Below are 25666 nucleotides of genomic sequence, written 5' to 3'. Positions count from 1 at the left end.
CTCAGACGGTGTAGGTGGGGTAGTCGGTGTAGCCGGCCACTCCGCCGCCGTAGAAGGTCGCCGGGTCGGGGGTGTTCAGCGGCGCGTCCGAGCGTAGCCGCTCGACCAGGTCCGGGTTGGCCAGTGCGAGGGCGCCGACGGAGACGAGGTCGGCCGTGCCGTGGTGGATGTCCTTGGCGCGGGTGGGCAGGTCGGTGCCGGCCCGGTTGAGGATCAGCGTGGTCGGCCACAGCGCGCGCAGGGTCTCCAGCAGTTCCTCGTCGCCGCCGTGCAGCACGTGGAGGTAGGCCAGACCGAGCGGGCTGAGGGCGCGCAGGAGCGCCGGATACAGCTCGGCGGTGTCGGACTCGGCGATGTCGTTGTAGGGGTTGCCGGGAGAGATACGGATACCGGTGCGGTCGGGGCCGATCTCGTCGGCCACGGCGGTGGCGACCTCGACGGCGAAGCGGATGCGGCCCTCGAGCGAGCCGCCGTAGTGGTCGGTGCGCTGGTTGGTGTTGTCGGACAGGAACTGGTGCACCAGGTAGCCGTTGGCGCCGTGGATCTCCACGCCGTCGGCGCCTGCTGCGACGGCGGCCGCTGCGGCGCGGCGGAAGTCGTCGACGGTCGCCGCGACGTCCTGCGTCGACAGGGCCCGGGGTGTCGGCATCTCCTGGGGTCCGGACGCGGTGAACATCGTGCCCTGCGGCCGTATCGCCGAAGGGGCGACCGGCTGCCGCCCGTGGGGTGTGTTGTCGGGGTGGGCGATGCGGCCGGTGTGCATCAGCTGGATGATGATCCGGCCGTCGGCCGCGTGCACGGCGTCGGTGACCTTGCGCCACCCGGCGATCTGCTCGTTGTTGTGGATGCCGGGCGTGAGGAGATAGCCCTGGCCGTCGGCGTTCGGCTGGGTGCCCTCGGTGATGATGAGCGCGTGCGAGGCCCGCTGGGCGTAGTACTCGGCGTTCAGCTCGGTGGGGACGCCTTCAGGGGTGGAGCGGTCACGGGTCATGGGGGCCATGACCAGGCGGTGCGGCAGGGAGAGGGCACCGACGGTGGTCGGTGTCCACAGGGCGTTCAGCATGAATGGTCCTTCGATGTGGTGATGAACAGGTGGTGATCGGGAAAGCGGTCGTGGCCGAAGGAGAGGCGGGCGTGGTCAGTCGACGGTGAGGACGAGCTTGCCCCGGACATGCCCCGCGTCGCTGACCTGTTGGGCCGTGGCGGCCTGGTCGAGCGGGTAGGCGGTGACGGTCGTGACGACCTTGCCGGTCGCGGCATCCTGCGCCAGGGCGGACAGGCGGGCGGCCGAGCGTTCCTGGGGACCGTTGGCGAAGGTGATGCCGAGCTGGTGCGCGCGGAAGTCGGCGATGGTGACGATGCGCTCGGTGCCGCCGCGCAGGGCGACGGAGTCCTCCAGGGCTCCCTTCCCGGCCAGGTCGAACACCGCGTCCACGCCGTCGGGGGCGAGGGCACGGACCCGCTCGACCAGGCCCTCGCCGTACACGGTCGCGGTAGCGCCGAGCGAGGCGAGATAGTCCTGGTTGGCGGGGCCGGCGGTGCCGATGACACGCGCTCCGCGGGCCGTGGCGAGCTGGACCGCCAGGGTTCCGACCGCTCCGGCCGCGCCGTGCATCAGCACCGTCTCCCCGGCGGTGACGCCGAGCAGGTTCAGGACCCGCTCGGCCGTCTCGCCCGCCACCGGCAGCGCGACCGCGTGCTGCCAGTCGAGGCCGGCGGGCTTGGGGGCCACGGTGGTGGCCAGCGCGTACTCGGCGTACGAGCCGGTGTCCGACCAGCCCAGCACCTCGTCACCCACCTGCACGTCCTGCACGCCCTGTCCCAGGGCGTCCACCACGCCGGCGAGCTCGTGACCGGGGACGGAGGGGAGCGGCGTGGGGAACACGGCCTCCAGGGCCCCGGAGCGGATCTTGCCGTCCAGCGCGTTCAGGCCGGCGGCCCTGACGCGGACGCGGACCTGTCCGGGGCCGGGCTGCGGGACCTCGATGTCCGCCTCGTGCAGTACTTCCGTGCCTCCGAAACGGTCGAACAGGATGGCTTTCATGACGACTCCTCTCATGCCCGCACCCATTTAGGTGGCTGGCCACATAATTACGGTAACAGGGAACATGTGGCTAGCCAAGTATTTGTTGACGGCCGAGCTGCGCAAGATCGCTAGCGTCCGCGTCGGTCTCGTCGGGACACGCGGCCCTCGCCCGGGGCCGACCGATGGGCGGCACTCCTGCGCCGCGGACACCCCCTTCGTCGGCTCGGCGTCACCGACGCCACCGGCCAGACGGTGCACGCGTACCCGCCCGCAGCGGGCCTGCCGATGCGGTGCACACGCACCCGACGCCGGCGCACCTGCCGATGCGGTCACGGTCACCCAGGCAGTCGCGGTCCCGCTCGCGTGGGCGACTCTCGTCGGCGTTGCCCGCGTTCTCGGACTCGGTCACGCCCCGACGACCGTTCCTCCCGGGCCGACAGGTCTCGCCTCGCCCGCCCTCGTCGGCGCCATGACGCCCAACGCGGACCCCGTCGCACGGTGCCGGCCATGGCATGCGGATCGTTCCCCCTTGCCCCACCAGCGGCCAGGACCCGATGAGACCTGCCCCGCAGGCGAGTGCACTGACCCTGCGGCCGTGCGATCAGGACGTCATCACCGCGGTGTGCCGTCTGGCGGGCCTGCTGCGTGAGGACTGTGGGCTTTTGGGCTTTGGGTCTTGCCGGCCGGGTGGGCCGCGACGCCACCACGTTGGTGCGAGGGCCGGCACATGGTTCGGTCAACCGGTCTGAGCACCGCATTAACAGTCGTCTCAGGTTCGCTCGGTAGGAAGTCGGCATCCAGACAAGCGATCCACACCGTGGGCAGGAGGCTGGTGATGGCAGTCGACGCAGCGCCGTCAGGGAACGCGCCGCCCGGGCAATCGATCGGTCCTGACCAGACCGGCGTGCTGACCGGGACCTAATGCGCACCGGAGAACATTGCCATCGCGCACCACGCCAGTGTGTAAGCGGTGCTGCCGCGGTGCGAGACCAGGACGACAGGACCCCTGAACTCGGCTGGCACTGTGTCGGCGGGGCCGGGGCGGCCCGAACACCTGAGGAGAAAACTGACATGAAGTCCAACGCAAACCTTCTGAAGCAGCTCACACTGGGACGCCGCGGCTTTCTGGCCGGTACGGCACTTGGTATGGGGGCCGGCTTGTCCACGCATGCCATTGCCTCCTGCGCGGCAGCGAGCGATACGTCGGAATTTTCAGTGCGAGACCAGGACTTACCCTTCATCGGCACGGAAGAGACCTTTTCCACCCATGAGTTGATGGTGCTGAACGACAGGCTGTTCCTGGAGGATACTGGTCTTGCCGAGATCGGCCCGCGCCGCATCGGTGCAATGGATGAGGCGGGGATCAACGTTCAAATTCTCTCCGCACACACGCCAGGCGTGCAGAATGTCCCAGGTCGGAAGGGCATCGATTTTGCGTACCGTCTCAACAGGATGCTCGTCGATGGACCGATGGCCACCTATCCAGGGCGGTTTCAGGCATTTGCAACCTTGCCGCTGCAGAGCCCGGAAGCCTCGGCGGACGAGCTGGAACGCACAGTTCGGGAAGATGGCTTCCTGGGATGCCTGACCAATGGAATCATCGGGAAAAAATTCCTCGACCATCCTGACTTCGAGCCGCTGCTGGCGCGCGCCGAAGCCCTTGATGTGCCGATTTACATCCATCCGGGCCTACCGCCTGACGAGGTTTTCCAAATCTACTACAGCAATATGCGTCCGGAATATCAGAAGGAATTCCAGGATCAGGTTCTCAGTATCTCGGCATATGGATGGCACCAGGAAGTCGTTACCCAGTGCCTCCGAATGATCACTTCCGGGGTATTCGACAGGCATCCCAAGCTCCAGATCATCATCGGTCATATGGGAGAAGGTCTTCCGTTCTTCTACAAGCGCGTCGTGGAGAAGATGAGCGAAGTGACCGAGAAGAGCTTGGAAAAGCCGTTCGAGCAGTATTTCCATGACAACTTCTGGTTCACTACCAGCGCATTTCCACAGACCGAACTGCTCGATCTCCTGCTGAAGTACATAAGTGTGGATCGAGTCATGTTTGCAACCGACTATCCGTTTGCGGACATGAAAACTCAAACCGACTGGTTTCGGCAAGTCACGCTACCGCGCGAAGTCAAGGAGAAAATTGCGTTCCGAAATGCGGAAAAACTGTTCGGAATCAAAGCCTGACACGTCCCGGCGAGCAGAACGATGCCAGTCATGCGCATGCCTCACCTGCGACCTTCTCTGCACCAGGCCAAGCCAGGCGCACCGAGCACCCGCTCGGCAGCGCCGCCCCGGTTCAGGTAGGGGAATGAGGGGACCTGCGGTGTTTGTTCGGCGCGCACGCGTGTACGCGTAAGACATGACCGAGTCCCAGCGGGAAACAGAGCGAAAGTACGAAGCCCCGTCGGCCGGCGACACCACCTGGCTGCCCGACCTCGCAGGTGTGGGCGGGATCGAGTCCGTCGTGGACGAGGGCACCGAGGAATTGGACGCCGTGTACTACGACACCGAGGACCTGCGGTTGGCCGGTGCCTCGGTGACGCTCCGCAGAAGGACGGGCGGGACGGACGCGGGCTGGCATCTCAAGCTGCCGCTGCCGGGAGACAGCAGGGAAGAGATCAGGGCCCCATTGTCCGACACTCTTCCGGACACCCTGAGTGACCTGGCTCTCTCCCGTACCCGGGGCGCGCACCTGCGGCCGGTCATCCGTATTCGTTCCACCCGTGGCGTACGTCAGCTCGTCGGTTCGCAGGGCACCGCCCTCGCCGAGCTGAGCATCGACGCGGTCCGCGCCGAGCCGCTGCTCGCCACCGGTACACGGGCCGCCTCCTGGACCGAGATGGAGGTCGAACTCGCCCCGGACAGCGACCCGGCGCTTTTGGACGTCGTGGACAAGACCCTGCGCAAGAGCGGCGTGGAGCGCGCCGACTCCCCGTCGAAGCTGGCCCGGGCTCTGGAGGAGACAGCGCTGGGAGCGCCCCGTCTCCAGGGCGAACGCGCCGGAGAGACCGTGGCACGCGGATCCGCCGGCGAAGCGGTCCTCGACCATGTGGCGGATCAGATCAGCACCCTGGTGAAGCTCGACCCCGCGGTACGGCGTGACCTGCCCGACTCCGTGCACAAGATGCGCGTCGCCTGCCGGCGGCTGCGCAGCGTCCTGCGCTCCTACCGGGCGGTCCTGGACCGGAAATCCACCGACGCGGTCCGCAAGGAGCTCAAGTGGCTGGGCGGTGAGCTGGGCGCGGAACGCGACCAGGAGGTCCTTCTGGAACGGCTGAGCTCAAGGCTCGAGGTACTGCCTCAGGAGCTGGCCTTCGGGCCCGTTTCGGCCCGGCTGCAGATCTGGGACGCCGGCAAGAGTTCCGAGGCCCGCCGACGCACGCTGGACGCCCTGAACTCGGACCGCTACCTGGCCCTTCTCGACTCTCTGGCAGCGCTGACCGAACGGCCCCCGCTACGCGCCAAGGCCGCCCGGAAACCGAAGAAAGTCATGACCAAGGCCATCGGGAAGGAGTACGACCGACTGTCCGGCCGCGTGACATTCGCGCTGGACCTCCCGCCCGGCGAGGAACGCGACACGGCCCTCCACGAGGCCCGTAAGGCGGCCAAACGGACGCGGTACGCCACGGAGCCCGCGCGCGGCGCCCTCGGGAAGCCCGCCAAGCGACTCGGCAAGCGTGTCAAGGCCGTCCAGAAGGTGCTCGGGGACCACCAGGACAGCGTCGTGGCACGGGACGCCCTGCGAGAGATAGCCCTGGCAGCCCATGCGGCCGGGGAAACCGGCTTCGTCTGGGGTCTGTTGTACGGACAGGAGCAAGCCGCGGCCGACCGCCGTGAACGGGAGCTGCCAGCCGTATGGGCGGACGCGTCGCGAAGCGGCCTGCGCAAAGCGCTTTGACCAGTGAGGGCGACCTTCGAGGCTGCCCGGACCCTCAACTGGTCCGTGACACCGGCCCCTTCACGGTCACCGGCTGATCGCCGCCACCGGCCGCCTGGCGGGCGCTGCCCGACGTCAGCCGCAGCGGCGCATAGGGCTCCGGCCGCGTTCGGTGCCACCGGCGTTCGGTCAGCGCGCCGCCGCCCGTGCCGCAGATGAGGGATGCGGTGGCTCGTCGGAGCTGCGGAGGCAGTCGGGCAGCATGGGCCGGTCGGGGTGGGAGGCGTTCCAGAGCCCGGCGATGCCGTGCCGCCAGGCACGGTGCGGACCGTCCTGGGAGGTGCGGGGCCGGTGAGGCCCCGCAGTCCCAGCATTGCCGTCGTCGCAGGTGGCCGAGTGCTCAGTTCGGGGGTGGCCGGCTATGGGGCCGTCTCGCGGAACAGAGCCAGGAGGGTGTGTGCCTGCGGGGCGCCCGCGTCGAAGAACTGTGTGGCCAGTGTGGGTGGTACGGCGGTTCCATGCATGCGGACCTCGTGGCAGCTGAAGCAGAACGCCGCCTCGAACAGTGCCAGGTCGAGCGTGTCCGCGTAGGCCCGGACACTCCAGCCCGGCGAGAAGCCGCAGCGATGCTGCTCGCTGCCGGGCAGGCTTTCGATCAAGGCCAGGGCCTCGGCGGCCTCGCTCCCGATCCAGTGGGCGCCCACCCTGCCGGGATACGGAGTGCCTCGTTTTGGTGGTAGTTCGGAGATTCTTACGATCTCGAGCAGTGCAACGGCGGCTACGGCTTCGGCGGGGAGCTGCATGTGCGTAGTCTGCCCGCGCCCGGTGTCGTGCGGTGCGCCCGCCCCTGACGAGACGTCGACTGCCTGCGCTGGCGGGGAGCAGGCCTGTGTGCGCAGGGGCAGTTGATACGGCGGGGAACGTGTGCGCCGGTGCGGGGGACTGGGGGCGACTCTGAGCAGAGCGATTTCGATGGCCAGGGCGCCGAGAGCTTCTCTCGCGGGTGGGTAGATGGCGCGGATGTTGGCCAGTTGTTCGCCGTAGGTGGCGGTGGGGTTGATGTTGGTCGTCCCCTCGCCATCGAGCAGAGCTGTGAAGTCGGGGCGGTGGAGGTTGAGTTCGTTGGCCAGGCCACAGCTCAGGCTGCGAACGACGCCCGGGTGCACCCGAGGAAGGCGACGACGGCGCCGGCCTCGCAGCGCTGAACGATTTCGTCGCGATTCCTCAACTGTGCAGGATTCTGCCTGCTGTTGGCGGATGCACACGCCGCCGGGACGCGCGACTGGGCGATGAAGCTTGAGCGGGCCTTGGGAAGAGCTTGGTTGTTCGTGCCGGGCTCTGACGAGGACTCTGTGACGGTCGCGTGATCAAGCACTTGGTACGCGACAGCAATGTGGGGCGGGGGCGTCGCACTGGCGTGAGCCGATGGCGAAACCGCCGCCACCGCAGGGGATTTGCCCACCTCCACGAGCGCAAAGGACGGTCATGGTCAGGCGAAGACTCCCATCCGGCTTCCGCTTCCGGCTCGCTCCCTCTCTCAGAGCTCTGCTGCTGGCCCTCATCCTGGCCGGCGGCTCGGTGTTCGTCTCGTCGGGCCCGGCGTCGGCCGACAGCTGCAAAGGAGCGCAGTGCACCGGCCAGAACCCGGCGACGATGGGCTGCGACAGCGACGCCCGGCTCCTGGAGGAGATCGACGAGACGGACCATTCCCTGCGGTTCTACTACTCGGGCACCTGTGACGCCTCGTGGGCGTATGTGACCGTCGATCCGGCGTCGGACATCATCCCGCAGGCCGCCAACATCTTCTACGTCCCCCAACTCGGTGGCAGCGAGGAGTCGTTCTCCGCTGGATACGTGAACCAGGACGACGTGGCCAAGGCGACGCCCATGGTGGGCGGCGACGCGATGGCGAAGGGATGTTCCGCCGACGACGGCCCGGGATTCGACCCGGCTCCGGAGACCTGGAAGCAGCAAGGGACGGCGGGGGAGTGCACCCAATGGCACTGACGAGGAACGCACGTACCGCACGCACTGCACGCACCCGCCGGACCGCGAGGACCGCCGTGCTGTCCTGCGCGGCACTGGCCGCGGGTCTGCTCCCCGCCTCGGGAGTGACCGCGGCCGCCGCGACACCGGCGCCCGCACCGCGCGCCGACGGCAGGCTGTTCACCTCACCCGACCGGGCGCTCGGCGACGACTGGCGGACATCCTCGGACCGGGCGGTCGTCGGGACCGGCGACTCCGCGGGCTTCCACATCCTGGTGGCCGACGAGTCGCAGTCCTTCCGCTACCGGGAGGTGGCCGACCTGACCGAGGACGGGCTCGACGGCATCGGCCCGTGGACCGGATACGTCTGCACCACCGGCTCCGGCCGGTACGCGGCCGCCGTCTACGCCCCGTCCATGGCGGCCAACAGGCCCGCCCTGATGCAGCACGGCGCCTTCGCCGCCGTGGTGGATCTCACGACCGGACGGGTCACCCGGTCGGTCACCGGTGTGCAGCTCGCGTACTTCTCCCCGGGCTGCGGGCAGAGCGACACCGTCACCTTCACCCGCAGCGCCGTCGGTGACACGGCGCACGGGTCCACCGAACTCTTCGACATCGATGCCACGACCGGCAGAACGGTTCAACACACCACGGTCAAGGGTCAGTTCACCAATCCGCTGCCGACCGCCGACGGCGACGTCGGCGTGCTGAACGGGCGGCTCGTCAAGGCCGCTGGTGACGGCACGACCAGCACCCTCACCAAGCTCCCGGGACGTCCGTTCGGGCTCGCTCCGAGTGCCGACGGGAGCGTCGACGTGGCCGTCGTTTCGAACGGCAGGGACGAACTGCGCCGCTGGAACGGCCGGAAGCTGACCAGACTCGGCACCGCGCCGCTCGGACAGCTCGGTCTCTTCCCGCGCCGCGGCGGGGACCTGGTCGCCGGCAAGGTGTCCGGCATCGACACCGCCGACGCGCCCGGCCTGGTCAAGGAGGAAGCCCCTGGCAAGCCCCTCGCCGCCTCCCGGCAGGGTCACCTGCTGACCACCTCGGCGGCCTCGCAGGAGCTCAAGGGCATCACCTCGAAGATCGGCGCCACCGGCGCGGAGGGCGCCGGGCTGATCCGCCTGCAGGCCCTGGCCACCGCCAGCGACACCACGGCGACCACGCAGGTGACGACCGAGGCGACCGCTGCCGACACCACCGACGACACAGAGCCCGACGTCGACGGCCAGCCGGAGAAGACCGCCCTCGCGCAGTCCGGGATCACCCCGAGCGACCCCAACCCCCAGTCGCATTACTCCAACTGCCTCGTCAAGCGCAACGACGTCCATGCCCAGGCCCTCCAGCCGAGCCCCAACATGGTCGAGTGGGCCGTCGACCAGGCCGTCCACGGCGACTTGAACATCACCCGGCCGTCGAACTACCTCGGCACCGGAAGCGCCGCCTATAACCCGCAGTCGCTGTTCCCGCGCGTCGCGCTCACCGGCGGCGGCACCGTCCCCGCTCAGGTCGTGCTCGGCATCCTCGCCCAGGAGTCCAACTTCAAGCAGGCGTCCTGGCATTCGGTGCCCGGTGACGGCGGCAACCCGCTGCTCGGCGACTACTACGGCAACGGCGACAGCATCCACTACTACCCCAACGGCGGGGCCGCCGACTGCGGTTATGGCATCGCCCAGGTCACCACGGGCATGAACGAGGCCAAGCCGAACCCGTACGAGCCCACCCAGGCGTACGCCATCGCCACCGACTACGCGGCCAACATCGCTGCCGGTGTGCAGATCCTGAGCCAGACATGGAACCAGCTCAAGAGCCTGGGCATGAACGTCAACACCGGCAACCCCGCCTACATCGAGAACTGGGTCATGGCGCTGTGGGGCTACAACAGCGGCGTCTACACCGACTCCTCGCAGAACGGCGGCCACACGGGTCTGGGTTGGTTCAACAACCCGGCCAACCCCGACTACCCGGCCGACCGCGCCCCGTTCCTGCGTGAGTCGTACGACGACGCCTCCCACCCGGCGGACTGGCCGTACCAGGAAAAGATCATGGGCTGGATCGAGACCCCCCAGCTGACCTACAACAGCCAGCCGTCCTACGCCCTGCCCCAGTTCCCCACCGGCGGCACCAGCCCGGCCGGCAAGCTCAACCTGAACCTCAACTACCGCGCCTACTGCGACAGTTCCAACAACTGCGACCCCGGCGCCGCCTCCGGCAGCGATCCGTGCCCGGCCGAGAACGAGACCTGCTGGTTCCACGGCTCGGTCAACTGGGGCGCCGGCCAGGACAGCACCGACGGCTCCACCGAGAACCTCGTCCACGCGCTCGGCAGCAGTGAACCGGCCCTGAACCGGCAGTACGCCGCGGGCCCCTGCAACAACGCCCCCGCCGGCCTGCTCGTCGACGACCTGCCCGACCCTGACGACAACACCCAGGGCTGCACCGAATCACAGTCGGCCGAAGGGAAGTTCACCCTGCAACTCGGAGACAACTTCACCTACGACCGCAGCGACGGCACCTGGCGTGCCACCGGCGACATCGCGCCCATCGACCTGCACCAACTCGGCGCCGGATACGATGGACACGCCTGGTTCACCCACGGCTACGCCGGCGGCACCGGCAGCGCCGCCAACCTGTGGCACAAGGTCACCGCGACCTGGACCCCGAAACCGTCGCTGATGTCCGAGCCCGGCACCACCGGGCTGCTCTACGACATCTACGTCCACCTGCCCAACCACGGCGCCCAAGCCATCGTCCCGTACACCGTCCACGTCGGCATGAACACCGCCGGCGCGACCGCCACCCGCACCTGCAGCGTCAACCAGGCCACCAGGAGCAACGGCAAGGACGTGTGGGTCGAACTCGGCACCGTGCGGATGTGGCAGGGCGGCAACCTCCAGGCCGACAACACCAGCCGCTCCGACTACACGGGCGACCAGGACGTCGCCTACGACGCGGTCGTCTTCTCCGCGACCACGACGGCATCCAGCACCGGCATCTGCTTCCACGACGCGATGCCCTGACCAACCCCCGCGCACCACGCCACGGCGGTGCGCCCCACGACCCGGAAACGGCCGGGCGCGGGCGCACCGCCTTCGGCACAGCCGCCCTCGCAACGGAGCCCACGTCCATGAAGATCCCCCACACCCTGGCGGCGGCGCTGGCCGTCTGCGCCCTCCTCACCGCCTGCTCCTCGCACGCCGCCTCCTCACCGGGCTCCGCCTCCTCGACGTCACCCGGGCCGGGGGAGGGCGAGGTCACGCCCTCCGCCACGGCCGCGATCACCCCCTCGACCACGGCCACCGCCGACCTCGACGACTGGCCCACCGAACCCGCGACCGCCGACAAACTCCCCACCGGCATCCACAGCGCCGCCTTCGCGCACGGGTACACCGGCGCCGCCTTCCTGGACCGGCTGACGAAGCGGTGGAACATCACGATGAGCGCCAGGAAGAAGAACGACTTCAAGGCGAACGATGCCTGGCCCGCCGTGTGGATCTCCTCCGGCTCCACCCACCCCACGCCTGACACCAAGGTGAGCATCGCCGTCGTCTGGAGCCTGGGCGGCGACCTGGAGTCCCTCACCTGCACGGCCGACCGGAAGGCCGCCGACCACCCCGAGTTCCTGCGGCAGTGCGCCGAACTGGACCATCCCGGCGCACACCCACAGGCCGCGGCGAACTGGCTCCAGCGCACGACACCGGCCGTGGACAAGGCGTTCGCCCAGGCCAACAAGCCCGTCGGCAGCGCCCTTCACCGCTCCGGCCGGGCCGCGACCTACCTGCAGGAGTACGGCACCGGCGAGGACACGGCGACGTACGCGCTCCGCGTCTTCGGCACCGCCTCATAAGCCACCGCACACGCCACCCACTGCCCCGAGCCCGGGCATGTCCGGGCCCCTGTCGCAGCCCCTGGGCGGATCGCGGAGCGGAGGCGGCTCGCCGGTAGGCTGCCCAGGTGGCTGAGACCTGGGACGAAGTGCAGCTGATCGCGGATGGCTTTGAGCGTGTGTACGTCGAGTTGGAGTGGTACGACGGCCCCCGCTTCGGCCTCGCCGGCGTAGACGGCAAGCCCCATTATTTTCAGATCGACGACTACAGCGACGCCGACGAAGCCCACGAGTACCGTGTCTGGCCCGCCGACGAGACCGCGGTGAAGCTGGAGCGCGAGCAATGGGCGATCTACGCCCGGTGGAACCAGCGCTATGAGGCCGGTACGGTCACCACCGAGAGCCATCCGGGCCACGGGGGAATCGACGCCCGATACGACGAACTGACACTGCTGCTGGCCCCGCACCGCCAGGCACCGGACGACGCGCGTCGGCTCGTGGGCGAACTGCGGTTCGACGCGGGTGCTCGCTACCGGGTCGAGGGGCTGGACCACTGGTTCCGGTGGCGTCCCAGCAGGTGAGAGCGCGGATGATCATCGGGTGTCGTGTGGGCACCCAATGATCACGCGGCGGCCTCGGGCGCCGGCATAGGCCAGGTCGCGTTCTTGCGCGGCGCGGCGCGGGCGAGGCCAAGGCCCTGGCGTGGGCGTCCCTCATGACTGGCGCCGTGTGCGTCGCTCAGGCGGTGCCGGGAAGTCCGTAGTGCTCGTCGATCAGTGCGCGGAAGCTCGGATCGGTGACCCGCATGTCGCCGTCGAAGCGCGGCGCACCCTTGATCCTCTCCGTGTCGTACCCGACGTGGAGCAACTGGGCCTCCTCGTCGATCCTGGTGACGGCCGCCAGGGGCAGCAGGACCTTCTTGCTCAGCAGGACGTCCCTGGTGGCGACCACGACATGCTCCGGGCCGGCCTCCGTCGAGACGGCATCCACCCGCCCCACCGAGCCGTCCGTCGCCTCCACCGCATAGCCGACGAGGTCCGCGCCCCTCAGCCGGCCGGCTGGAACTTCCTGCTCTCCCCTGGGGCAGGGCGTCGGCCCAGCGCTCAGGTCGTCCGTCATCCTCGTACTCCTCTCCGCCGCGAACCGCGCGGGACTTCCCCGGCGCATCCAGGCACCGGGCGGCCGCCGACTCTGGCGTGCCTGGCAGTTCAGATGTCCGCGCGACGCCCGGCAAAACCTCCCCGGTCAGTGACAACGCAGCCCTCGAACATGCCAGTTGGGTAGACGGCGCACATCCTGCGTCGCACAACCTCCGCACGGCTGCGCGCCGGTGAACGCTTCCAGGCTGGGCGCGCGAAGATTGCGACCGTGAGGAGAATGCTCCTCTGCGCTTCATCCCAGGACGTGCCGCCGGGGAGATGGGAAATCCCGATCTGCCGGTGGCTGAACGATCTGCCCTCCCTCAGGCCTTCCCGGCGAGAGCCGGGGGCGAGGGCGGCATGCCTGCGCAAGGGGGTAGTCGGGAAGAGGAACGCAGGACAGGACAGCACGCAGCGTGCGGATGCACAGTGGGGGCAGGACCGGTGATCATGAAGGAGGCCCACGTGGCGGAGCCAGAGCGGACCGAGAGCATGGATCAACGATCCCGTGGGGCGGCTGACACCACTGTGGGCGGGGCATTGTCCGCCATCGGTGCGGGGGCGTACGTGGTGGACGAGAAGGGGTACATCATCGCGGTCAACGCCCGAGCCGCGCAGTTGCTGGCCCGGCCCGCCGAGCACCTCGTGGGCCGTGACGCGCACGATCTGCTGCACCGCGACGGCCGCGGTCAGCCGATGCCGACCAGCCGGTGCAGCATGCGGCAGGCCTTCCACGCCGGACGCACCGCGCAGGCCGAAGGGGAGTGGTTCGCCCGCGGCGACGGCTCGCTGCTGCCCGTCAACTGGGTGATCACCCCGTACGACTCCGGTGGCGGGGAGACCGCCATGCTCGTCGTTTTCTACTGCGCCCAGCAACCGCAGGAAGCGGGCCGGCCGCCTGAGCTGGTGGCTGACGCGCTGACCGAGGTCGAGCGGCTGGCGCTGCTGGCGCAGACCACGACACAGCTGACGTCCACCCTCGATACCGATGAGGCGCTGCGTCGGCTCGTGGCGCTGCTCGTGCCCCGGCTGGCGGACTGGGTGGTCATCGATCTGATCACGGAGCGGGACGAGGTGTGGCGCGCCGCCGTGGTCCACGCCGAGGACGACGCATTGGTGCACCGCGAAGAGCTGCAAGGACCGATGCCTCCGGTGCCGGAAGAATCCCCGATGCCGCTGTCCAGAGCACTGCGCGGGGTTGCCTCCACCCTTGCCGGTCCCGAGACCTATCAGCAGCCGCCTGATTCCGGCATCGCGGTCGAGCAGCGCCGCCTTTTCGAGGCGACCGGCATCCGCTCCGCGGCCATCGTCCCCATCCGCAGTGCCCGGGAGGTCCTGGGGGCTCTGACCCTGGGCCGCGCCGAGACGGCGGGGGACTTCACCACCGCCGACCTGCCGCTGATCGAGGACCTCGCGCGGCGGGCCGCGGTCGCGCTGGACAACGCGCGCCTCTACCAGCGTCAGCGCAAGGTCGCCGAGACCATGCAGAACCACCTGCTGCCCCAGCTGCCCCGCGTGCCCGGGCTGGAGATGATCGCCCGCTATCTGCCGGCACCCCATGCCTCGCAGGTCGGCGGCGACTGGTACGACGCCTTCTGTCTGTCCGACGGCGCCACCGTTCTGACCATCGGAGACGTCGTCGGCCACGACCTGGACGCGGCGGCCGGCATGGCGCAGGTCCGCAACATGCTGCGTGCCTACGCCTGGGCCCAGCAGGATCCGCCCAGCCGGATCGTCGAGCGGCTCGACGAGGCGATCACGCACATCACCGACGTCCCCATGGCCACCATGCTCTTCGCCCGTCTCACACAAGCGGACCACGGCCACTGGGAACTGTCCTGGACCAACGCAGGCCACCCGCCACCCCTGCTCATCAGCCGGGACGGCATCACCCGCTACCTCACCGACGGCCACGGCATCCTCCTGGGCACCGGGACCCGCGCACCCCGCCCCGACGCCACCGCCGCGCTGCCGCCCGGCTCCACTCTCCTGCTGTACACCGACGGTCTCATCGAAGAACCCGGCCGCTCCCTGGACGAGGGCCTGGATCGGCTGCGTCAGCACGCGGCCGCCCTCGCCCACCGCCCCCTCGCCTCCTTCACCGACCAGCTACTACGGCGGGTCCGCCCCGCCGCCAACGACGACGACGTCGCCCTCCTCGCTCTGCGAACCCCAGGGAAAACCCGGCCGCACGGACGGACATCGAGCCCACCGCGCAGCTGAGACGCCGATGATTCCCGGCCCGGGCGGGAGTCTGTCTTTCGACAGCACTCTTCTGGAAGGCGGACTCGTGACGACCCTGCACGACTTGCTCGAAGCCCACGTCGGTGCCGGTGCGCTGCCGGGAGCGGTTGGCCTGGTGGCCCGGGGCGAGAAGGTCGAGGTGGTGGCCGTCGGCGCGCAGGCCGCCGGCGACGGGTCCCCGATGGGGAGGGACTCCATCTTCCGGGTCGCCTCGATCACCAAGTCCGTCACCGCCGCCGCACTGCTGATCCTCGTGGAGGAGGGCAGGATCGCACTGGACGACCCGGTCGGGAGGTGGCTGCCGGAGCTGGGGAAGCCGGTGGTCGTCCGCACGCCGGCGAGTCCTGTGGACGACGTGGTGCCGGCCGACCGGCCCATCAGCGTATTCGACGTGCTGGCCTCTCAGGCCGGGTACGGATTCCCCTCCGACTTCACACTGCCGGCGGTGCAGGAGTTGTTCACGGTGCAAAAGGACGGCCGGGTGCCGAGCAACTTCCCGCCGGCCGACGAGTGGATGGCGGCACTCGGCCGCATCCCGCTGCTGTACCAACCGGGCGCCGCCTGGCTGTACGACACCTGCTCGGTGCTGCAGGGGGTCCTGGTTTCGCGGGTCACCGGACAGCCGCTGCCGCAGTTCCTGGCAGAGCGGATCTTCGAGCCGCTGGGCATGGTGGACACCGGTTTCGAGGTGCCGGCCGCCAAGCGGAGCCGGTTCACCAGCTTCTACAGGCCGGCCGACGACGGCAGCCTGGAGCTCGCCGACGGCCCGGACGGCGAGTGGAGCAGCCTGCCCGCGCTACCGCTCGGCAATGGCGGGCTGGCCTCGACCGCCGACGACTGGCTGGCCTTCTGCCGGATGCTGCTGGCCGGCGGGGTGGCGGCCGACGGCCGCCGGGTGCTGTCGGCCGACTCCGTGCGCATGATGACCACCGACCATACGAATCCGGTCCAGCGCGACATCGGCCGGCTGTTTCTGGAGGGCCAGGGCTGGGGCTTCGGCGGTTCGGTTGACATCGACCGGACCAATCCGTGGAACACGCCCGGCCGTTACGGCTGGGTCGGCGGCACGGGCACAGCGGCGCACATCGTCCCGGCCACGGGTGCGGTCACCATCCTGCTGACCCAGGTGGCAGCGATGGGTCCCGTGCCGGCACCGGTGATCAGGGAGTTCTGGCGGTATGCGGCGGACGCCTGACACACGCATCTCACGCCCGTGGCCTGACGGCGGGCCCAGCTGACTGCGTGGCGACATCGGACCACGACGCATGGCTCTGTATGCCCACCAAGAGATCTAGCTGACATGTCCAGGTTGGGTGCGTCTGTTGTGGCGATCTGATGGTTCGCAGGGTGGGGGAGCCGTGACCGATCTGTCGCCGGCGACCGGCGGAAGACGGGCAGCAAGCATCGTCTGATCTGCGGCGGCCAGACCCCCGCTACACGTCATCACGAACGCCGTGGTCATGGCCCGAGGAAGTCGCGACCTGGCAACTGCCGCTGTTCGCGACCCGCCCCGGTGGCGCAACCGGGCCGCCGGGTCAGTCCTCACCGCGATCGGCGACGGTGACCAGTGCGAGAACCCCGTCGACGTCAACGTCGTCGGCATCCCCTTCGGCGAACAGCACGGCGTCCAGGCGGCCGAGGCGGATGGACTCCTTGCCGAGGGTGGCCAACCCGCGAAGGACCACGGCGAGCACGCAGGTTCCGGCTTCCGGTCGTACCGTGAAGCGGTCGCGCATGATCCGGACGTCTGCCGTCGCATCAGCGCGCCGCACCATGACGTTGAAGTCGACGATCGGGCCGCCGAGCAGCTCGCACTCCGTTTCGGAGTCACCGCGGAAGGCGAACGGCTCGTACGGGGCGGCGATCTCGTGCGAAGTGCCGTCAACCGTAAGGGTCATGCCGGGACCGTCGACGACGGTGATGATCCTGTCCACGTCCTCGAAGACGGAGAACGGTCCGCTCCGGGCGACATCGGCGATGCTGACGCGCCAGACGAAATCACCGGTCCCCGCCCCCTCAGGGCGGGCGGCCACCTCGGAGGTGACGCCTCCGCCGTTCTTCCACGGCGCGGGTGTTCTGTCCTGCGCCCGCAGAACCTGCAGTGCCATGCGCGTTCCCTCCGGATACAGCGGACCGTGGACGGCTGCGGAGCCCGTTCCCCCAGCTCGGCGGCCCGGACGGCCTTGAGGCCCTCGACACGGCACCGTACGCGACGATCTCCGACGCCTCACAGAAGCCGGGACGCCGAGGCTAGGAGTTGTCCGCACCCGGGCTTGTCCCCAGCGCCGTCCAGAGCAGCGATCACGGCCTCAGACACCATCACTCCTGTCTCCTGGATTCGCTGGCGCATGTCCCCTTCGTACAGCCAGGCGCAGGCCTCGATCGCTGGGTGGAGTTCGGCGAGGATCAACGCCGCACGCTTCGGTACGTGGGTTTCTTCCCTCCACGCCGTCCCGCAGCGATCGATCTGCCCCTGTAGCTGAAGGAGCGCCTGCTCATCGAACCCTTCGTTCAGGCGCAGGGGGATCACGAAACGATCCGCAGCCTCTTCCAGACGACTCACCAAGTCCGTCTCCATATGCGCCTCCGTATCGGCCAGTTCGCAACGCGGTGGGACGATCTTCTCGTGGCAGGCGTGATCACGGCGTCACAGCCGTCCTGGATAGGTCCGTTCACCGGGCTGAGCCCGCGCTGCTTCGGCAAACTGGTGTCGGCCGCCGACGGCCCCGTCGTACGAGGGTCTGGCTGGCCGAACGCGACCGCAACGGCAACCGCACCCGCCCGCTACGTCCTCAACCCCACTCTCCCGCCGCCGAGTTGAGCACAGCCTTCCCAGCCGTCCTGCGCTCCCGGCACCGGCGCGCCGCCAGCCCGCCCCCTACATCCCCGCGGCGGCCACATGGCCGCCAAGGCCCCTCACGCGCCCGGCCGGGAAGGCTCGTCCGGCACCTCCGACACATGGGCGCTGACAATGCGCCAGCCTACGGGGAAGCGTGTCCACGACTGCGTCTGGCGGCCGACGGCGTTGCCCCCGGGGTAGGCGAACAGGGTGGTGACCACGGCGTAGTCGGTCCCGAACGTGCTGATTCTGGTGTCGAAGAGCTTTCTGCCCGGGGGAAGCGGCGGTTGTTGCCGCCGCCAGTCCCGGATTTCCTCGATCCCGGCCTGCCGGTCGGCGATACCGAAGCGGACCGTGTCGGGTGAGGTCCAGAAGTACCCGGTGACGCCTTCGTCGTCGTCGGTGACCAGGGCTTCCTCGTAGCCGGCGAAGGCCGCCGTCACTTCGGCGACCGTCTGGGGCAGGTCCACATCCATGCGCTCTCCGTTCGTCATGGGACCGATCCGTCCTCGCGCGGGCGTGCAGCCAGGGGGTCACCCGGCTGCACGGGAGGCGCTGTCATCGGTGTCAGTTGTCTGAGCCACGTCAGTCGGTGGCCGCCGATTTGTGCGGCTCGGCGGGCGCGGTGGTCGCGTCCGACAGGACACCGACGCTGGCCGGCGCGGTCTCCGGGACCGGGTCAGGTCCCTGCTCGTTCTCCGGCTCCGGTGCTGCCGTCGCGGAGGAGCCGCCGCCGTGCAGCCGCTCGAGTTCCAGTTCCTCGGCGTCCGGCTCGCGGGGTGCCGGCCGGGTCAGGGCGAAGGCTCCGCACAGGACGGCGGCGAAGAGGTAACCGAGACTGACGCTTCCGCTGGCGTTCCAGTCGATCTTCGGGGCGTGGATGAGCCCGATGAAGGAGAGCGCCGCTCCGGTCAGGGCCACCGCTGCCGCCGGGACGAACCGTTTGTCGATGACGAACGCGACGAGCGCGCCCAGGATCAGGCCCGCCAGGATCGCGCCCTGGCCGAGGACCATCAGCCCGTGGTAGACGACACCTGACGACTCCAGACCCGCTTCCCCGACCTTGGAGGCGTTGGTGCCGGCGGCCGCGAGGGCGTTGTCGATCTGGCCGACGGCCCACGAGGCCAGGTTCGGCACGAGTGCGGCGACGACGGCCGCGGCGTGTGCCTTGGGTGACAGCTGGAAGGCCTGGGCGCCGATGAGCAGGCCTATGTACAGCAGGATGGGCACGATCGCAGCGACGGGGAAGATCGCACCCAACAGGCTGAACATGCCGAGGAAGCACATCAGGGCGATGACCGCGCCGGTGGCCAGCGAGTAGCCGGTGCGTCCGCCGGCCGCCTTCCACCCGGGGTGACCGACGTACACGGCGGGCGGGAAGGGTGAGCCGAGCGCCGAGCCGATGACGGCGCCCGCGCCGTCGGCCAGCAGTACCGAACGCAGGTTGTAGTTGTCGCCGGCGGCAGCGGCGCTCTCGACGTTGCTCATGCCCTCGGTGAAGTTGTAGACGCCCAGCGGGATGGCGGTGGCGAGCAGCGGTGCGACGTCCGAGAGGCCGGAGAACAGCGTGTCGAGGTGGAGGCCCGGGAGGGCGAAGGTGATGTCGTCGGCCGCAGCCGAGACCGCGGAGCCGTCCATCGCTCCGCCGGCCCAGCCGATCGCGGTGCCCACCAGGAGCGCGGCGAGCCCGATGGGGATGTTGCCGGGCAGCTTCAGATCGGTCATGAGGCCGATCAGGAGCAGCAGGAAGACCGGCAGGGCGATCCACAGGTCGTCCCACATCTGGCCGGCGGGCCGCATGGAGATGAAGGAGACGGAGATGCCGGCGAGGGTGCCGAGCAGGGCGGCCCTGGGTGCGAACCGGCGGATGTACGGGCCCACGAAGGCCCCGATGAGGACGATGACACCGATGATGAAGGCCCAGGCGATACCGGCCTTCCACGCCAGCAGCGGATCCTTGGTCTTGAGGTAGATCGGCAGCATGATGACGAACACGACGATGAACATGTGCGGCACGCTCGGCCCGTAGGGCATCGCGGTGACGTCCTGCCGACCCTCCCGCCGTGCGAGTCGGCGGCCGAGGTAGGCGTAGTAGATGTTGCCCGCGATCAGGGCGATGCCCAGCGCCGGCAGGATGGTGTGGAAGACGTCGTCGGCCGGAATCTTGACGACGCCCAGGCACAACCCGGTCAACGTCAGCACATTGACCAGGACGTTGACGGCCAGTCCGAAGAACGCGTTGGTGTCGCCGCGTACCCACAGCGGGAGGGGCAGGGGTTCGGTCTCGGCGGGGGCGGTGCGGCGGAGTGACAGCATGGCGGGATCACCCTTCGTAGGGTGGAGCGGTGGATTCCGGCGCGGGGTACGCCTGGTGACGGGATGCTGGTGGACAGTGGGCGCCGTCGAGGTGGCGGTGCAGTGGGGGCGGGCCGGGGCGTGGCGGCCGGGCGCTGGTGGCCCTGTCAGCGCGGCTGTGGCGCCGGTTTGCGGGCGGTTTCCGGAACGTCGGGGCTGACGGGCGACGCGGTGGCCAGTGCCGCCAGGAACGCGGCCGACTCCGCGGTCCAGCCGAAGATGCCGCCCTGCGCGGCCACCATCTCCAGGCCCGCCTGCTGGAACTGGGGGAAGTAACTGCCGACGCAGTCCGACAGCACCAAGCACTCGTATCCACGGTCGTTGGCTTCGCGGACCGTCGTGTGCACGCACACTTCGGTGGTGACGCCGGTGACGACGAGACGGCGAATGCCGCGGGCGGTGAGCAGCTCACCGAAGTCGGTGGCGTAGAAGGCGCCTTTGCCCGGCTTGTCGATCACCGGCTCACCCGCCACCGGGTAGAGCTCCTCGATGATGTCGTGGCCCTCCTCACCGCGGACCAGTATCCGGCCCTTGGGGCCCGGGTCACCGATGCGCAGGCTGGGGTTTCCTCGCAGCAGCTTGCTGGGGGGACAGTCGGACAGGTCCGGCAGGTGCCCCTCGCGGGTGTGCATGACCGCCATGCCCGCGGCACGGCAGGCGTCGAGCACGCCCCGCAGCGGAGCGATGGTTTTCCGCAGTTGTTCGACGTCGTTGCCCAGGCTCTCGCCGAATCCACCGGGTTCGAGGAAGTCCCGTTGCATGTCGATGAGGACGAGTGCCGTCTCGGCGGGGTCGAAGGTGAACGCGTACGGGGCGGCCTCGACACGGAGCGATTCCGCAACTGCCATGGCGGTTCCTGCTTTCGTCGATGGGAAGGGGAGTCGACGCGGCCGGCTCGGGCGGATTCGGACCATGCGCCCGGATGCGCAGGACTGTTCGAGCGGTGCAGGGGCCCCGTCCGGTGGGTCAGCTCAGGAGGTGGTCTCAGTCGTGGCGGCGATCAGGTCGTCGGCGGTGGAGACGCATCCGAAGACGCCGCCCTGCATGGTCACCATGTGCAGCGCGGCTTCATGGTTCGAAGGGTCCGTCGCCCCGGTGCAGTCGGAGAGGATCAGGCATTCGTAGCCGCGGTCGTTGGCCTCGCGCATGGTGGTGTGGACGCACACGTCCGTGGTGATGCCGGTGAGGACGAGATGGGTGATGCCCCGGGTGCGCAGCACGAGGTCGAGGTTGGTGGCGTAGAACGCTCCCTTGCCCGGCTTGTCCACGATCACTTCACCGGGAAGCGGGGCCACTTCGGGCACGATCTCCCAGCCGGGTTCTCCCCGGACCAGAATGCGGCCGCACGGTCCGGCGGCGCCGATCTCGGCGCCGATCTGCGCGGACCGCCAGCGCTTGTTGGCCGGCAGGTCCGCCAGATCGGGGGCGTGCCCCTCACGGGTGTGGACCACGAGCATGCCCGTGCTGCGGGCGTGCGCGAGCAGCTTCTGCGTCGCCGGGAGCCCGGCCCGGGTCAGCGAGATGTCGTATCCCATGGTGTCCACGTAACCGCCGGGTCCGCAGAAGTCCGTCTGCCAGTCGATGCAGAGCACGGCGACCCGGTCGGCGGACACGGAGGTGTCGTACGGCCACGCGTAGGGCTTCGCGGTGACCGGGCCGATGATTACTGTCGGATTTTGCGGACTTATAGGCGCATTGTCAGCCATTGATCCCCCAAGCCGGGTGAAATGGTGCATGGGAAAGTAGCCGCAATATTTCTGGTATTCCGTACACGGTGATTATGTGGAAATTAGTTTCGGCCAGACGCTCGCCGGGTTACGCAGGAATGACGCGCCCACGGGTGGGCGCAGGCCTGGGCCAGGGCCGGGTCGACGTCGCGGGGCCTGGTCTGCTTCCGTTCTGGCCCCCGTGCCCGCCCGGTGTACGGCTGCACTGCGCGCGTATCACGGCCGTTATGGCCGACCTGGCCCCGAGTTCGGCTGCGCCGGCAGCAGCGTGTCCCACGCGGAGGCGGGCCGACGATTCACAGGGTTTCGCCCCGGTAGGCCATGCCGTAGGGATGCCGGGAGAACCGCGGTCAACCCCAGCGGCAGCCTCCATCTGGGACTAGTTGAGCCACTCCCTGCTCACTTCGTTGAACCAGCCGGTCACCTACATGTTCCACGCGTTGAAGATCAGATTGACCCGACTCTGGCCCATCGGCCGCCGCCCCGCCCGCGGAGGAAGTAGACGGTGGTGTCGTACTGGTCGGCGTCGACGTTCGTCATGTCGAAGCTCATGCCATCGGCCGGGACCTTCGCGCCGGCCAGCCGTAGTGACCGCCCAGCGAATGGAGCTGCGCAGCGGTGGTGAGGTTGCCGCCCAGGTCGGCGACGGCGTCGGCGAGGGCGGTCGGGAGAATGGCCCATGTGCTGAGCCTGCGGAAGATGTGCGCTCGGGACATGGTGTGCGCTCCGTTGTGCGTGGTCGGTGGCCCGGGCCCGGGGCCCGGCTTGCCCCACCGACACGGGCGGCGCAGAGATTGATTCGCAGGCCCCTCCACCGACCGGATCAACTTTGTGTGCGGCAGGCCAGTGTCAGAGGTTGTTTGGTGGGCAGGGCCGGTTGTGGGCGTCCCCCCACACGCCCTTCGCGGGCATGAAGCTGGGGGCTGCGCGTTCCCACCGTTCGTCCTGCGACCGCCGCACCGGCCGGAGCTCTTGTCCGCGGTCGGGGTCGATACTTTCCAACTGCACCGCCTCACCCAGGACATGTTGGCTGGGTGGAGTCCCGGCAGCGCAGCGAGTCAGCGAGACGTGGTCCATCGCTGGGCGACGTCAGCCCAGGCCGCGTCCCACCGGGCGAGGTTGTGCCGTTCCAGCCTGCGGTGGGCGTAGCCGTATGCGGCGGCACCGAGGAGGGGCACGGCCATGGCGGCGACGAGGGCGGAGCCCATCGCGCGGTTGCGGACCTGCGTTGTGGTCATGGGCGGGTCGGTGATCTTTCCGTCGTTGTCGACCCAGACGCGGATGGCGCTGCCTGCGGGAAGGGCGGGCTCGACGTCGGCCTTTGCGGTGCGGGTATGTCCATGCGGGTCGGTGAAACGGACGGAGGCCGGGTACCGGGTCTGCTTCGCCTCGTCTGATCCTGGTTCTGGATGGCGCGGGGCGTCGTGGACCAGTACGGCGGGGGTGTGATGGCGGGTGGCGGCCTGGTGCCGGGCGGTCTCCATGTGATGGCGGTAGGCGGTGTCGCCGACGAGGAACATGGCGACGGGTATGGCGGCGAGCACGGTGAGAAGGAGTACTGCCCCGATCCATGCCTGCGCGAGATCGGTGCGACGGCGCAGGGGGTTGCGCCGCCACCGCCACAGCACGACGCGCGGGAGTTCTTCGGCAGGGGGCTCTGGGGGTGTCGCGCGGGCCACGAGGTCTCTCCTTCCGCGTGGTCGTGACCGTCCTCGCCATCCGTGCGGCGAGGACGGGACGGGCCGTGACCTGACTAGCCGTGGTGCACCGCGTCGGTGAGCGCGGAGGGGTGGGCGTGGGCAGCCTGCAGAAGTCTTGCGGCGCCGCGGACCGCGCTGGTGTGGGGCGCCGCGACAGGCTGGACGGACGCGTGGAGACGGTCGACGAGCGGGTAGACGATGTCAGCTCGCAGTGCGCCCCCGCCGGCGAGGAGTGGACCTCGGCGGAGGGCGTCCAGCGTCAGGGACGTGCGGTCCTGGTCCAGCATGGTGGTCACCATGACGACGACCGCTTCGGTGATCCGCGACGGCGGGGTGCGGCTGTCCAGGTCGCTGGTGCCCAGGGCGGTGCAGTGGGCGTCGGTCACCGCACCGTCGACGAGCAGGGTGACCTCGGTGAGGTGGGCGCCGACGTCCACGACGAGCAGCGGGCGGGTCAGGTCGGCCTCTGCGGCCGCGGCCACGGCGCGCGCGGTGGGGACGGTCAGTACCGCGCGCGGGCGCAGGACCTCGACCGCGGTGCGGGCTTCGGCCCGGTAGGCCATGCCGCCCAGTACGGGCGTGGTCAGGATGAGCAGGGGACGCCCGGATCGGGGCAGCCGGTGACCGAGCAGCCGGTCGAGCATCCTGGCGGTTCCAGGGGTGTCGACAATGGTGCCGCGCCGAATGGGGTACGTGGCGCCGTGGCCGGGGAACGTGACCGTGGGCACGTCGAGGATCATGCGTCGTCCCGACGTCCAGGCCCGGGTGCGGGCGCTCCCCAGATCGAGGGCTATGCCGTTGCACCGTCGGCACCGAGGCCACAAGCGGTGCCGGGCGGTCACGGGAAGGAGGTTGGGGACGGTGGTCACCGGCCGGCCTCCCTGACCTGCTGGCAGCGGGCGCAGTAGCGGGCCTGCGGCACGATCATCAGTCGCTCGCGGGCGATGGGCCCGCGGCACAGATGGCAGGCGCCGTAGCGGCCCTCGTCCATCCGCTGGAGGGCGGCCTCCACATCGGCCAGAACCATGCGCGCGGAGGCGGCGAGCTTGACGCGGACCTCGGTCTGCGCGGCGGCCTGCCGGTCGAGAGCCGCGTCGAGGCGGGTCGTGGCGGCGTCCGACAGGTGCTGAAGCTGTTCCTGGCGGAACAGACGCTGCTCGTGCAGGTTCTCGCGCAGTGCGGCGAAGTCCTCGACCGAGAGAGTGGTGTGGGGGTTCTCGACCATCTGTGGGTTCACCAAGTCACCTCCTGAGCAAGGCGGGAGAGGGAGTAGTCCGGGGGAGCGGCCGTCAGGCGGTGTCACGCTGGCAGGGCACGCAGAACGGGGTGTAGGGCAGGATCTCCAGGCGTTCGACCGGGATGGTCTTGGAGCAGTTCTGACAGATGCCGTAGCTACCGTCCCGAACGCGGGCGAAGGCTGCCTCGACCTGGGCGAGGACCCTCTTGATGGTGTCTTTCTGCGCGGACATCACCTGCTCCTCCGCGTCGGGCCCCGCCTCGCCGATGGCCCGCAGCTGGGTGAGGCGGGAGGCACGTTCGTGTTCGAGGCGCTGAAGGGCCTCGTGCGCCGTCAGCCGCTCGCGACGGGTCTCGGTCTGGGGCGTGTCGAGCGACATGGCTTCTCTCTCTTTCGGATGGAGGCGGGGCGCGCCGGGCAGGCAGCGGTCGGGGGAGAACCGGGGAGCCACCGGGTCGATTGCTGCCTCCAGCGTGGCCGTGCTGCCGCGCAGAACCAATCGGGCGCGATACCCATCCGCGGCAAGGCCCGGCAGGGCGGCATGGGCAGGCCAGGCTGCGGAAAATGGGCAGTGGTCCCCATCGACGGCGGTGCCGGAAGCGGGCAGCCTGGACGGCAGGCCGGTTGAGACCAGTGGCCGCGGCTCACACATGAGAAGCGCGGTGACAGACAGTGGAAACGAAGCCGCGTCACCTGGA

23 protein-coding genes and 2 pseudogenes are annotated in these 25666 nt (G+C 69.4%); 9 read left to right on the top strand and 16 right to left on the bottom strand.

The features are described from left to right. Window position 1: 1 nt before the first annotated feature. Both ACFUO4_RS40825 and ACFUO4_RS40820 read right to left on the bottom strand, forming a co-directional pair. Window positions 2-1063: an alkene reductase gene (locus tag ACFUO4_RS40825; protein WP_383494987.1), complete on the bottom strand. Its 1062-nt coding sequence runs from the start codon at window positions 1061-1063 to the stop codon at window positions 2-4. 75 nt (window positions 1064-1138) lie between these two features. Next, the gene (locus ACFUO4_RS40820) at window positions 1139-2044 is read right to left on the bottom strand and encodes an NADP-dependent oxidoreductase (protein WP_383494984.1); all 906 of its coding nucleotides are present in this window, start codon (window positions 2042-2044) and stop codon (window positions 1139-1141) included. A gap of 1053 nt (window positions 2045-3097) precedes the next feature. Here ACFUO4_RS40820 and ACFUO4_RS40815 point away from each other — a divergent pair. Together ACFUO4_RS40815 and ACFUO4_RS40810 are read left to right on the top strand one after the other, a co-directional pair. Then, complete coding sequence (locus ACFUO4_RS40815) at window positions 3098-4222, top strand: amidohydrolase family protein (protein ID WP_383494981.1); 1125 nt, start codon at window positions 3098-3100, stop codon at window positions 4220-4222. 175 nt (window positions 4223-4397) lie between these two features. Further along, window positions 4398-5936 carry a CHAD domain-containing protein gene (locus tag ACFUO4_RS40810; RefSeq protein ID WP_383494978.1) on the top strand — a complete coding sequence of 513 codons (1539 nt, stop codon included), beginning with the start codon at window positions 4398-4400 and terminating at the stop codon, window positions 5934-5936. Between the two features lie 398 nt (window positions 5937-6334). On the opposite strand, the gene ACFUO4_RS40805 is transcribed toward ACFUO4_RS40810, so the two are convergent. Both ACFUO4_RS40805 and ACFUO4_RS40800 read right to left on the bottom strand, forming a co-directional pair. Beyond that, the gene (locus ACFUO4_RS40805; RefSeq protein WP_383495024.1) at window positions 6335-6718 is read right to left on the bottom strand and encodes a hypothetical protein; all 384 of its coding nucleotides are present in this window, start codon (window positions 6716-6718) and stop codon (window positions 6335-6337) included. Between the two features lie 162 nt (window positions 6719-6880). Further along, window positions 6881-7018: pseudogene (locus tag ACFUO4_RS40800) on the bottom strand (RNA-binding protein); the annotation flags it as partial. 382 nt (window positions 7019-7400) lie between these two features. Between ACFUO4_RS40800 and ACFUO4_RS40795 the strand changes: the two are divergent. From ACFUO4_RS40795 to ACFUO4_RS40780, 4 genes are all read left to right on the top strand, one after another. Beyond that, on the top strand, window positions 7401-7922 hold the full coding sequence (locus ACFUO4_RS40795) for a DUF2690 domain-containing protein (RefSeq protein ID WP_179143300.1): 522 nt from the start codon (window positions 7401-7403) through the stop codon (window positions 7920-7922). Next, window positions 7913-10921 (top strand): hypothetical protein, encoded by a 3009-nt coding sequence (locus tag ACFUO4_RS40790; protein WP_383494974.1) that lies wholly within the window; start codon window positions 7913-7915, stop codon window positions 10919-10921. Before ACFUO4_RS40795 ends, ACFUO4_RS40790 begins: the two co-directional genes overlap by 10 nt. A gap of 107 nt (window positions 10922-11028) precedes the next feature. Next, the gene (locus tag ACFUO4_RS40785; RefSeq protein WP_383494971.1) at window positions 11029-11748 is read left to right on the top strand and encodes a hypothetical protein; all 720 of its coding nucleotides are present in this window, start codon (window positions 11029-11031) and stop codon (window positions 11746-11748) included. 107 nt (window positions 11749-11855) lie between these two features. Further along, window positions 11856-12308 (top strand): hypothetical protein, encoded by a 453-nt coding sequence (locus ACFUO4_RS40780; RefSeq protein WP_383494968.1) that lies wholly within the window; start codon window positions 11856-11858, stop codon window positions 12306-12308. Window positions 12309-12465: 157 nt separating this feature from the next. Here ACFUO4_RS40780 and ACFUO4_RS40775 read toward each other — a convergent pair whose 3' ends face one another. Then, window positions 12466-12846, bottom strand: a complete 381-nt coding sequence (locus tag ACFUO4_RS40775; RefSeq protein ID WP_383494965.1) for a PRC-barrel domain containing protein — start codon at window positions 12844-12846, stop codon at window positions 12466-12468. 485 nt (window positions 12847-13331) lie between these two features. Between ACFUO4_RS40775 and ACFUO4_RS40770 the strand changes: the two genes are divergently transcribed. Together ACFUO4_RS40770 and ACFUO4_RS40765 are read left to right on the top strand one after the other, a co-directional pair. Further along, the gene (locus ACFUO4_RS40770) at window positions 13332-15089 is read left to right on the top strand and encodes a SpoIIE family protein phosphatase (RefSeq protein WP_383494962.1); all 1758 of its coding nucleotides are present in this window, start codon (window positions 13332-13334) and stop codon (window positions 15087-15089) included. Between the two features lie 67 nt (window positions 15090-15156). Then, the gene (locus tag ACFUO4_RS40765; RefSeq protein ID WP_383494959.1) at window positions 15157-16305 is read left to right on the top strand and encodes a serine hydrolase domain-containing protein; all 1149 of its coding nucleotides are present in this window, start codon (window positions 15157-15159) and stop codon (window positions 16303-16305) included. 340 nt (window positions 16306-16645) lie between these two features. Here the strand turns inward: ACFUO4_RS40765 and ACFUO4_RS40760 are convergent, their stop codons facing one another. Beyond that, a complete protein-coding gene (locus ACFUO4_RS40760) occupies window positions 16646-17218 on the bottom strand; it encodes a HutD family protein (RefSeq protein ID WP_383494956.1) in 573 nt (190 codons plus the stop codon). 119 nt (window positions 17219-17337) lie between these two features. Beyond that, window positions 17338-17688, bottom strand: a complete 351-nt coding sequence (locus tag ACFUO4_RS40755) for a hypothetical protein (RefSeq protein ID WP_383494953.1) — start codon at window positions 17686-17688, stop codon at window positions 17338-17340. 48 nt (window positions 17689-17736) lie between these two features. On the opposite strand from ACFUO4_RS40755, the pseudogene ACFUO4_RS40750 reads away from it, so the two are divergent. Continuing rightward, a pseudogene (locus tag ACFUO4_RS40750) lies at window positions 17737-17823 on the top strand (IS5/IS1182 family transposase); the annotation flags it as partial. A 203-nt stretch (window positions 17824-18026) separates the two neighbouring features. On the opposite strand, the gene ACFUO4_RS40745 reads toward ACFUO4_RS40750, so the two are convergent. The 9 genes from ACFUO4_RS40745 to ACFUO4_RS40705 all read right to left on the bottom strand — a co-directional run bounded on the left by ACFUO4_RS40745 (window position 18027) and on the right by ACFUO4_RS40705 (window position 25347). Then, window positions 18027-18443 (bottom strand): AtzH-like domain-containing protein, encoded by a 417-nt coding sequence (locus tag ACFUO4_RS40745; RefSeq protein ID WP_383494950.1) that lies wholly within the window; start codon window positions 18441-18443, stop codon window positions 18027-18029. Window positions 18444-18534: 91 nt separating this feature from the next. Then, complete coding sequence (locus ACFUO4_RS40740) at window positions 18535-20265, bottom strand: regulator (RefSeq protein WP_383494947.1); 1731 nt, start codon at window positions 20263-20265, stop codon at window positions 18535-18537. A 146-nt stretch (window positions 20266-20411) separates the two neighbouring features. Next, complete coding sequence (locus ACFUO4_RS40735; protein ID WP_383494944.1) at window positions 20412-21152, bottom strand: cysteine hydrolase family protein; 741 nt, start codon at window positions 21150-21152, stop codon at window positions 20412-20414. 123 nt (window positions 21153-21275) lie between these two features. Continuing rightward, complete coding sequence (locus tag ACFUO4_RS40730; RefSeq protein ID WP_383494941.1) at window positions 21276-22010, bottom strand: cysteine hydrolase family protein; 735 nt, start codon at window positions 22008-22010, stop codon at window positions 21276-21278. Between the two features lie 569 nt (window positions 22011-22579). Continuing rightward, window positions 22580-22747 carry a hypothetical protein gene (locus tag ACFUO4_RS40725; RefSeq protein WP_383494938.1) on the bottom strand — a complete coding sequence of 56 codons (168 nt, stop codon included), beginning with the start codon at window positions 22745-22747 and terminating at the stop codon, window positions 22580-22582. Between the two features lie 342 nt (window positions 22748-23089). Further along, the gene (locus ACFUO4_RS40720; protein WP_383494935.1) at window positions 23090-23710 is read right to left on the bottom strand and encodes a hypothetical protein; all 621 of its coding nucleotides are present in this window, start codon (window positions 23708-23710) and stop codon (window positions 23090-23092) included. Window positions 23711-23784: 74 nt separating this feature from the next. Next, the gene (locus ACFUO4_RS40715) at window positions 23785-24600 is read right to left on the bottom strand and encodes a hypothetical protein (RefSeq protein ID WP_383494932.1); all 816 of its coding nucleotides are present in this window, start codon (window positions 24598-24600) and stop codon (window positions 23785-23787) included. Beyond that, a complete protein-coding gene (locus tag ACFUO4_RS40710) occupies window positions 24597-24956 on the bottom strand; it encodes a TraR/DksA family transcriptional regulator (RefSeq protein ID WP_383495021.1) in 360 nt (119 codons plus the stop codon). The genes ACFUO4_RS40715 and ACFUO4_RS40710 overlap by 4 nt, the downstream gene beginning before the upstream one ends. Before the next feature lie 64 nt (window positions 24957-25020). Beyond that, complete coding sequence (locus ACFUO4_RS40705) at window positions 25021-25347, bottom strand: TraR/DksA family transcriptional regulator (protein WP_383494929.1); 327 nt, start codon at window positions 25345-25347, stop codon at window positions 25021-25023. Window positions 25348-25666: the final 319 nt, after the last annotated feature.

Origin of the sequence: Streptomyces sp. NPDC057280 (genome assembly GCF_042668605.1) — a bacterium.
Lineage (GTDB): Bacteria > Actinomycetota > Actinomycetes > Streptomycetales > Streptomycetaceae > Streptomyces.
Note: the sequence above shows the minus strand (reverse complement) of the source record. Positions and strands in the feature narration are given on the sequence as shown.

What these genes read in the sequence shown, in the direction of transcription:
- ACFUO4_RS40785 (WP_383494971.1), top strand. Translation starts at nt 11,029, where the DNA reads ATGAAGATCCCCCACACCCTGGCGGCGGCGCTGGCCGTCTGCGCCCTC.
- ACFUO4_RS40705 (WP_383494929.1), bottom strand. Translation starts at nt 25,347, where the DNA reads ATGTCGCTCGACACGCCCCAGACCGAGACCCGTCGCGAGCGGCTGACG.
- ACFUO4_RS40790 (WP_383494974.1), top strand. Translation starts at nt 7,913, where the DNA reads ATGGCACTGACGAGGAACGCACGTACCGCACGCACTGCACGCACCCGC.
- ACFUO4_RS40775 (WP_383494965.1), bottom strand. Translation starts at nt 12,846, where the DNA reads ATGACGGACGACCTGAGCGCTGGGCCGACGCCCTGCCCCAGGGGAGAG.
- ACFUO4_RS40755 (WP_383494953.1), bottom strand. Translation starts at nt 17,688, where the DNA reads ATGGAGACGGACTTGGTGAGTCGTCTGGAAGAGGCTGCGGATCGTTTC.
- ACFUO4_RS40805 (WP_383495024.1), bottom strand. Translation starts at nt 6,718, where the DNA reads ATGCAGCTCCCCGCCGAAGCCGTAGCCGCCGTTGCACTGCTCGAGATC.
- ACFUO4_RS40820 (WP_383494984.1), bottom strand. Translation starts at nt 2,044, where the DNA reads ATGAAAGCCATCCTGTTCGACCGTTTCGGAGGCACGGAAGTACTGCAC.
- ACFUO4_RS40730 (WP_383494941.1), bottom strand. Translation starts at nt 22,010, where the DNA reads ATGGCTGACAATGCGCCTATAAGTCCGCAAAATCCGACAGTAATCATC.
- ACFUO4_RS40740 (WP_383494947.1), bottom strand. Translation starts at nt 20,265, where the DNA reads ATGCTGTCACTCCGCCGCACCGCCCCCGCCGAGACCGAACCCCTGCCC.
- ACFUO4_RS40795 (WP_179143300.1), top strand. Translation starts at nt 7,401, where the DNA reads ATGGTCAGGCGAAGACTCCCATCCGGCTTCCGCTTCCGGCTCGCTCCC.
- ACFUO4_RS40815 (WP_383494981.1), top strand. Translation starts at nt 3,098, where the DNA reads ATGAAGTCCAACGCAAACCTTCTGAAGCAGCTCACACTGGGACGCCGC.
- ACFUO4_RS40760 (WP_383494956.1), bottom strand. Translation starts at nt 17,218, where the DNA reads ATGGCACTGCAGGTTCTGCGGGCGCAGGACAGAACACCCGCGCCGTGG.
- ACFUO4_RS40745 (WP_383494950.1), bottom strand. Translation starts at nt 18,443, where the DNA reads ATGACGAACGGAGAGCGCATGGATGTGGACCTGCCCCAGACGGTCGCC.
- ACFUO4_RS40810 (WP_383494978.1), top strand. Translation starts at nt 4,398, where the DNA reads ATGACCGAGTCCCAGCGGGAAACAGAGCGAAAGTACGAAGCCCCGTCG.
- ACFUO4_RS40825 (WP_383494987.1), bottom strand. Translation starts at nt 1,063, where the DNA reads ATGCTGAACGCCCTGTGGACACCGACCACCGTCGGTGCCCTCTCCCTG.
- ACFUO4_RS40710 (WP_383495021.1), bottom strand. Translation starts at nt 24,956, where the DNA reads ATGGTCGAGAACCCCCACACCACTCTCTCGGTCGAGGACTTCGCCGCA.
- ACFUO4_RS40725 (WP_383494938.1), bottom strand. Translation starts at nt 22,747, where the DNA reads ATGTCCCGAGCGCACATCTTCCGCAGGCTCAGCACATGGGCCATTCTC.
- ACFUO4_RS40735 (WP_383494944.1), bottom strand. Translation starts at nt 21,152, where the DNA reads ATGGCAGTTGCGGAATCGCTCCGTGTCGAGGCCGCCCCGTACGCGTTC.